4 protein-coding genes and 1 pseudogene are annotated in these 7,272 nt (G+C 71.5%); all 5 read left to right on the plus strand.

The genetic code is table 11. The features are described from left to right. Window positions 1-1,477 (plus strand): metal-dependent hydrolase family protein (locus CCR87_RS05555; RefSeq protein WP_207186564.1); only part of this gene is annotated, 1,477 nt, incomplete at its 5' end. A gap of 101 nt (window positions 1,478-1,578) precedes the next feature. Continuing rightward, a complete protein-coding gene (locus CCR87_RS05560; protein ID WP_201156572.1) occupies window positions 1,579-3,342 on the plus strand; it encodes a hypothetical protein in 1,764 nt (587 codons plus the stop codon). 156 nt (window positions 3,343-3,498) lie between these two features. Beyond that, window positions 3,499-4,866: a glutamate decarboxylase gene (gene gad, locus CCR87_RS05565; RefSeq protein ID WP_201156573.1), complete on the plus strand. Its 1,368-nt coding sequence runs from the start codon at window positions 3,499-3,501 to the stop codon at window positions 4,864-4,866. Between the two features lie 95 nt (window positions 4,867-4,961). Continuing rightward, the gene (aspT, locus tag CCR87_RS05570) at window positions 4,962-6,734 is read left to right on the plus strand and encodes an aspartate-alanine antiporter (protein ID WP_201156574.1); all 1,773 of its coding nucleotides are present in this window, start codon (window positions 4,962-4,964) and stop codon (window positions 6,732-6,734) included. Window positions 6,735-7,045: 311 nt separating this feature from the next. After that, window positions 7,046-7,272, plus strand: a pseudogene (locus tag CCR87_RS16970) (hypothetical protein); the annotation flags it as partial.

Here is a 7,272-nt window from a genome sequence, read left to right on the forward strand (position 1 = left end):
CCCCGACCCCCGGAAGGCGGTCGAGGGGGCGCCCCCCGCGCCCTGTGGCTGCTCCGGTGTGGTGGCGCGGGCGGTCCACTGGCGCATGATGGACGACATGGCCCGGCGCGAGGTCACCCAGGGGCCCGGCGCGACGGCGGCGATCCTTGCGGGCCCGCAGGCCCGCGCGATGGGGATCGGACCGGGCGCCGCCAGCGTCGGCCCCGGCCCGGCCGGGCAACCGGCCCGCCCGGTCCGCTTCACCAACCTGCGCCTGTTCGACGGCCACGGCGGCCCGCTGCGCGAGGGGCTGTCGGTGCTGGTGGAGGGTGCGCGCATCGCGGCGCTGGTCCCGGTGGCCGAAACCGTCACCGACGCCGAGACGGTCGATTGCGGCGGCCGGGTGCTGATGCCGGGGCTGATCGATTCGCACTGGCACGCCACGCTGTGCGCGGTCACGCAGATGACCGCGATGACGGCGGAGGTGCCCTATCTCCATCTGCTGGCCGCGCGCGAGGCCGGGCGCACCCTGATGCGCGGATTCACCACCGTGCGCGACTGCGGCGGGCCGTCATTTGCGCTGCGCCGGGCCATCGACGAGGGCGTGGTGGCGGGGCCGCGGATCTTTCTCGCGGGGGCGATGATCTCGCAGACCTCGGGTCACGGCGATTTCCGCATGCGCGCCGAGGTGCCGCGCGCACCGGGCCAGATGTTCGGCTTCGAGGCGGCGGGCATGTCCATCCTGGCCGATGGCGAGGCCGAGGTGCTGCGCCGCGCGCGCGAACAGCTTCTGCTCGGGGCGGACCATGTCAAGATGATGGCCGGGGGCGGCGTGACCTCGACCTATGACCCGATCGACAGCGTGCAGTTCACCGAACCCGAACTGCGCGCGGGCGTGCAGGCCGCGGCCGACTGGGGCACCTATGTGATGACCCATGTCTATGTCCCCGCCGGCATCCAGCGGGCGATCCGTGCGGGCGTGCGCTCGATCGAGCACGGCCAGCTGGCGGACGCGGAGACCGCGCGCATGATGGCCGGCGAGGGGGTCTGGTGGAGCCTTCAGCCGTTCCTGGCCGACGGGGATGCCAATGTGCACGCCGATCCCGCCGCACGCGCCGCGCAGCAGCGCATCGGCAAGGGCACCGAGGCCGCCTACGAGATGGCGCAGCGCTTCGGGGTGCCGACGGTCTGGGGCACCGACATCCTGTTCAGCCCGCAGAACCTGCCGGGGCAGGGCCATCAGCTGGCCAAGCTTGCGCGGCTGATGGACCCGCTGACGCTGCTGGCGACGGCGACCGGGCGCGCGGGCGATCTGCTGGAGATGTCGCGGACCCGGCGCGGCCTGCCGGGGCGGCTGGGGGTGGTGGAGGCCGGGGCGATGGCCGATCTTCTGGTGGCCGATGGCGACCCGGCCGTCAGCCTCGATTTTCTGGCAGATCCCGAGGTCAGCCTGCGCCTGATCATGCGCGGCGGGCAGATCCACAAGCGCACGCTCTGAGCGCGGCGGCGGTTGCCCAGCGGGGTGTTGAGGCCGCCACCTTCGAAGCTACACTGCGAAGATGACAGGCCGACGGTATGGGTGACGACGGAGCGACTGCCATGGATGATGCCCGGATGTATCCGCGGCTTCGGCCGCAGGGCGACGGTGCGTCCGGAGCGGCCGTGCAGGCGGCGCCCGGCGGGGCCCCCCTGCCCGCCACGCCGGAGCAGATCCTCGCGTATCTCGAGCGGCTGCTGGCCCATCCCGACTGGCAGGGCAGCGCGCGCCGGGGGGCCTTTCTGCGCCACATCGTGGCCGAGACGCTGGCGGGGCGCGGCCGACGGCTCAAGGGCACATCGGTCGCGGTGGAGGTGTTCGGCCGATTGGCGGGCGGTGACGGCACCAGCGACGCCATCGTGCGGGTGGAGGCGCGGCGCCTGCGGCGGGACCTCGACAGCTATTATGTGGGGCCGGGGCGCTGGGACCCGATCCGCATCGGGGTGCCCAAGGGCGGCTACATGGCCGTGTTCGAGGCCCAACCCTTGGCCCCGCCCGGCTGGCCGTCAACCGCCGCGCCGTCGCCGCCGGGGATGGCCGATGCCGACGGCCCAAGGGGCGCGTCGGTGGCCCCATTTCCTGGTGCTCCACGTCCTGCGGCCGCACCTTCGGTGGACCCGGCGCAGCCGGTGGTTCTGGTGCGCCGCTTCGCGGCACTGGGCGGGGCTGCGGTCCTGCGCGATCTTGCCGACGGGCTGACCCACGAGGTGATCTCGGGGTTGATGCGCCATCCCGGCTTCCGGTTGCACAGCGTGGAGGACAGCTTTGCCACACCGCCGGGGGCGGGTGGCCTGGTCGGGGCCGACGGTTCGGCCTTTGCGGTGCGCGGGGCGGTGCAGGCCGAGGCCGGGCGGCTGAAGGTCAGCGTGCGGCTGGTGGCGGCGGCGGATGGGCGGGTGGTCTGGGGCCGCACCTTCACGCGGGCGCTGACCGGCCGCGACGTGATCTCGGTCCAGTCCGAGATCGCCTGCGACATCGCCGATGCGCTGGCGGCGCCGGAGCCCGGCCTGCGCGAGGCGCTCGTGGTGCGGATCGCCCGCTCGGGGGCGCCCTCGATCGAGAGCTACATGGCGGTGGTGGCCGCGCAGACCTACCGCCGCACCCATCTGCCCGAGGCCTATCGCGACACCCGCGCCGGGCTGGAGCGCGCGGTGCGCTGCGATCCCGGCTATGCCGATGCTTGGGCCTGTCTGGCGTTCCTGCGGCTGGACGGGCGGCGCTTTGGCCATGATCCGCAGGGCGAGGGCCGTGACTTTGCCCCGGCGATGGCCGCCGCGCGCCGCGCCCTGGCGCTGGACCCGGAGAACATCCCCGGCCATCTGGCGCTGCTGGTGACCCAGCACTATGCGGGGCAGGGCGCTGCGGCGCTGATGACCGGCGAACAGGCGATCGCCCTCGGCCCGCATGACCCCGATGTGCTGGCGGCGCTGGGGTGGCTGCGGGTGGTGGGGGGCAACGATCCCGGCGGCATCGACCTGCTGGAGCGGGCGGTGGCGCGCGCCGTCAACCCGCCGCCGCGATACTTCCGCAGTATCGCCGTGCACCGCCTGATGTGGGGCCGCGCGACCGAGACGCTGGAGGTCGCCATGCGCGCCGCCGCCGACGGCATGGCGGTCAGTGCGGCGCTTCTGGCCGCCGCCCACGGCCAGCTTGGCCAGCGCGCCCAGGCGGCCGAGGCGCTGGAGGCGATGGCGCAGCGCTGCCCCGCGCTGGCGCGCGACCCGGTGGCCTATCTGATGCCGCACCGGACCCATCCCGCGGTGGTGCGGGCCCTGGTCGCGGGCCTGCGCCAGGCGGGCTGGCGGCCGCAACCGGCCCGGCCCTGACGCCCGCGCCCCCGCACGGCCGGGGCTGGGGTCAGAGGCGGGGTCGGGGGCGTGCGTACCTGTGCGTACTTCTGCGCCTGCCTGCGCTGCGTCATGTACGCCACAGCGGGGACGCGTGCGCGCGCAGCCCCCCGGTTTGCAGGCAAGGGGCGGAAGATGCAGGACGAAAGCAAGATGACTCCGTGGGACATGTTCAACATGGAGGTCCCCGACGACCACATGCCCGCCCGGGGGGTGCATCCCCGCGCCGCCAAGGCCATCGTCAACTCCGAGGCCTGGACCGACGCGCGCCCCGAGATGAACCTGTCGTCCTTCGTGACCACCTTCATGGAGCCCGAGGAGATGGAGCTCGCGCGCGAGCACATCCTCAAGAACCACATCGACCACGACATGTACCCGCAGCTGTTCGCCATGGAACGGCGGATGGTGAAATGGCTGCACACGCTGTGGAACGGCCCCGCGGACGTGGAACCCTATGGCGCGGCCACGGTGGGGTCGTCCGAGGCGTGCATGCTGGCCGGGCTTGCGCACAAATGGAACTGGCGCCAGGCCCGCGAGCGCGCGGGCAAGGACGCCACGCGCCCCAACATGGTCACCGGCGGCAACGTCCAGATCGTGTGGAAGAAGTTCCTGCGCTATTTCGACGTGGAGCCGCGCATCGTGCCGCTGAAACCCGGCAACTATCGCCTGACGGCGGAGCATCTGGACGAATACGTGGATGAAAACACCATCTGCGTCGTGGCCATCGCCGGGCAGACATTCACCGGCGAGGACGACGACATCCAGGAGATCCACGACTGGCTCGACGCCTATGAAAAACGTACCGGCATTTCCATCCCGATGCATATCGACGGCGCCTCGGGCGGGTTCGTGAACCCGTTCTGCTATCCCGATTACGAATGGGATTTCCGCCTGCCGCGGGTGCAGTCGATCAACGCGTCGGGCCACAAGTTCGGCCTGGTGCCGCCGGGGCTGGGCTGGGTGGTGTTCCGCGAGCGCAGGATCTTCAACGAGGATCTGATCTTCTACGTCAACTATCTGGGCGGCGAGATGCCCACCGCCACGCTGAACTTCTCGCGCAATGCGGTGCAGATCGCGTTGCAGTACTACGGCTTCATCCGGCTGGGCTTCGAGGGCTACCAGCGGATCATGACCAAGACGGTGGAGAATTCGCAGTACCTGCGCGACCTGCTGGTGGACAGCGGCTACTTCACCATCATGAACGAGACGCAGCGCATTCCGGTCGTCGCGCTGACGCTGAAGGACGGCTTCACGAACTTCAGCGAGTTCGACGTCTCGGCCAAGGTGCGCGAGAAGGGCTGGGTGCTGTCGGCCTACACCATGCCGCCGGCGGCCGAGGAGGTGCGCTCCTTGCGCATCGTGGTGCGCCCGCACCTCAACCGCAACGTGCTGAAGGGGCTGGCGCGGGACATCGTGGACTGCTGCAAGTGGCTGGAGGCGCACGGCGGCAACGCCACGCCACCGGCCCTTCACGGCCACAAGACCACCCCCAGCAAGTGCTGAGCGGCGCCTGACGCAGGACCCGGGCCGGCCCCGCGGGGCCGGCCGTGTGCGCCGCCTCCCTCCCTCCCGATCCCGCCGCCCCGAGGACCGTGCCCATGTTCGAGCACCTGCAGACCTGGATCCCCGACACCCTGCGTGCCCACCCCGAGCTTGCGATCTTTGTCACGCTGGCGGTGGGCTACTGGGTGGGGGCGCGCAGGTTCGGCTCGTTTTCGCTGGGCGCGGTGACGGGGACGTTGCTGACGGGCATCGTGGTGGGCCAGCTTGGGATCGAGATCTCGGACCAGATCAAGTCGATCTTCTTCACCATGTTCCTGTTCGCCGTGGGCTTTGGCGTGGGGCCGCAGTTCGTGCGCGGCATCGCGTCGGACGGGGTGCCGCAGGCGGCGTTTGCGGTGGTGGTCTGCCTGCTGGTGCTGGCCTGCGTGGTGGGGGCGGCGATGGTGGCGGGCTATGGCCCGGGTCTGGCGGTGGGGCTGCTGGCGGGGTCGCAGACGATCTCGGCCTCGATCGGGATCGCCACGGACGCGTTCGCGCGCACCGGCATGACCCCTGACCAGATCACCGAGCAGGAGAACCTGATCCCTGTCGCCTATGCCATCACCTATATCTTCGGGACGGTGGGGACGGGATGGATCCTTGCCTATCTGGGTCCGAAGCTGCTGCGCGTCGACATCGAGGCGGAGTGCGCGCGCTACGAACGCGAACACTCCATCGGGGCGCCCGCCGCCGGCATGGGCAGCGCCTGGCACCAGCACGAGCTGCGCGCCTTTCGCATCCCCGCGGGCGGTCGCGTGGCGGGCATGACGATCACCGCGGCCGAGGCGGCGGCCAATGGCGAGCGGCTGTTCATCGAGGGGGTGCGCAAGGGCGGTGAACTGGTTGAGGTCGACCCCGACCTGGTGCTGGAGGCGGGCGACGTGGTCGCCGTCTCGGGCCGTCGCCAGGCGCTGGTGGCGCTGTCGAACATGACCGAGGAGGTCGAGGACCGCGCGCTGATCGACATCCCCGTGGAGGCGGTGGACGTGCTGGTCACCGCAAGGTCGGTCGACGGATGCCAGCTCATCGATCTGGCGCGGGAACCGTTCGCGCGCGGCGTGTACCTGAACCAGATCCGGCGCGGCTCGGCCGGGGTGGAGGTGCCGGTGCTGGCGCAGACCACCCTACACCGCGGCGACATCGTGCGCATCACCGGCAGCAAGGTCCACACCGACCGTGTGGTCGAGGCGCTGGGCTATGCCGACCGGCCCACCACGATCACCAACATGGTTCTGGTCGGGCTGGGCATCTGCATCGGCGGCCTGATCGGGTCGCTGATCCTGCCGGTGCATGGCATCCCGATCACGCTGGGCACCTCGGGCGGGGCGCTGATCGCGGGGATCGTGCTGGGCTGGTACCGCACGGTCAACCCGATGGTGGGCAACGTGCCGGAGTCCACGCTGTGGTTCATGAACTCGGTCGGCCTGAACGTGTTCATCGCGGTGGTGGGGATCTCGGCGGGGCCGACCTTCATCGCGGGGTTGCAGCAGGCGGGCTTCGGGATCTTCTTTGCCGGGCTGTTCGCGACATCGGTGCCGATGATCCTGGCGCCGCTGGTCGGGAAATACGTGTTCCGCTTCGACCCTGCGATCAATCTGGGCGCCTGCGGGGGGGCGCGCACCTCCACCGCGTCGGGTGCGATGGTGTCGGAGGTGGCGAAAAGCAACGTGCCGATGCTGGGCTACACCGTGCCCTATGCGGTGTCCAACACGCTGCTGACGCTGTGGGGGCTGGCGGTCGTGCTTCTGATCCACGCAGGTCCGGGCGCCGCCGAGCCGGTCGATGCCGCCCCCGCTCCGCCGCCCGCCACGGCCGGAGCGCGCGAATGACCTGCGTCTGTCCGGGTGGCCCCGGCGCGGGGATACCGGCAACGCCCGCACCGCAGGTCGCGCGGAGGGGGTCCGCTGCCGCCGGGCACACCTGTGCGCCGCACGCGGCACATGCACCGCCGGGGCTGTGCGCGATCACCGGGTCGGCACGCGGGTTCCACGCCTTGGCGCGGTCTGGTGGCGACATTGCTGTCGGACCGGGCCGCGGGCTTGTGCGCCCTTGTCGCGTGGTGCACCTTGCCAGGGGACGGGCGGGCCGCCGCCCCGGGGGACAGTCCGACCGGTTTCCGGTCGCGGGGGGGGCAGCGCCGATGGGCTGTATCTTCAAGCCGTTCGAGCCACACCGCATCCCGCAGCCGATCCCGCGGCCGATCCTTCCGGGCGCCACGCCGGGTCCGGACGCGCGCGCGCCCGGCACCGCCCCCGTCCGCGTGCGCCGGTCCATCCCCGCCCAGCCCGTGGCGGCCAGCGCGGTGCCGTGTCCCGTGATGTCGGTTTCAAGCCAGGTGCCGGGACGTTCGGGGGCGGGCGCATCGGG

The sequence above is a fragment of the Rhodobaculum claviforme genome, from assembly GCF_016653255.1.
GTDB classification, from domain to species: Bacteria; Pseudomonadota; Alphaproteobacteria; order Rhodobacterales; family Rhodobacteraceae; genus Rhodobaculum; species Rhodobaculum claviforme.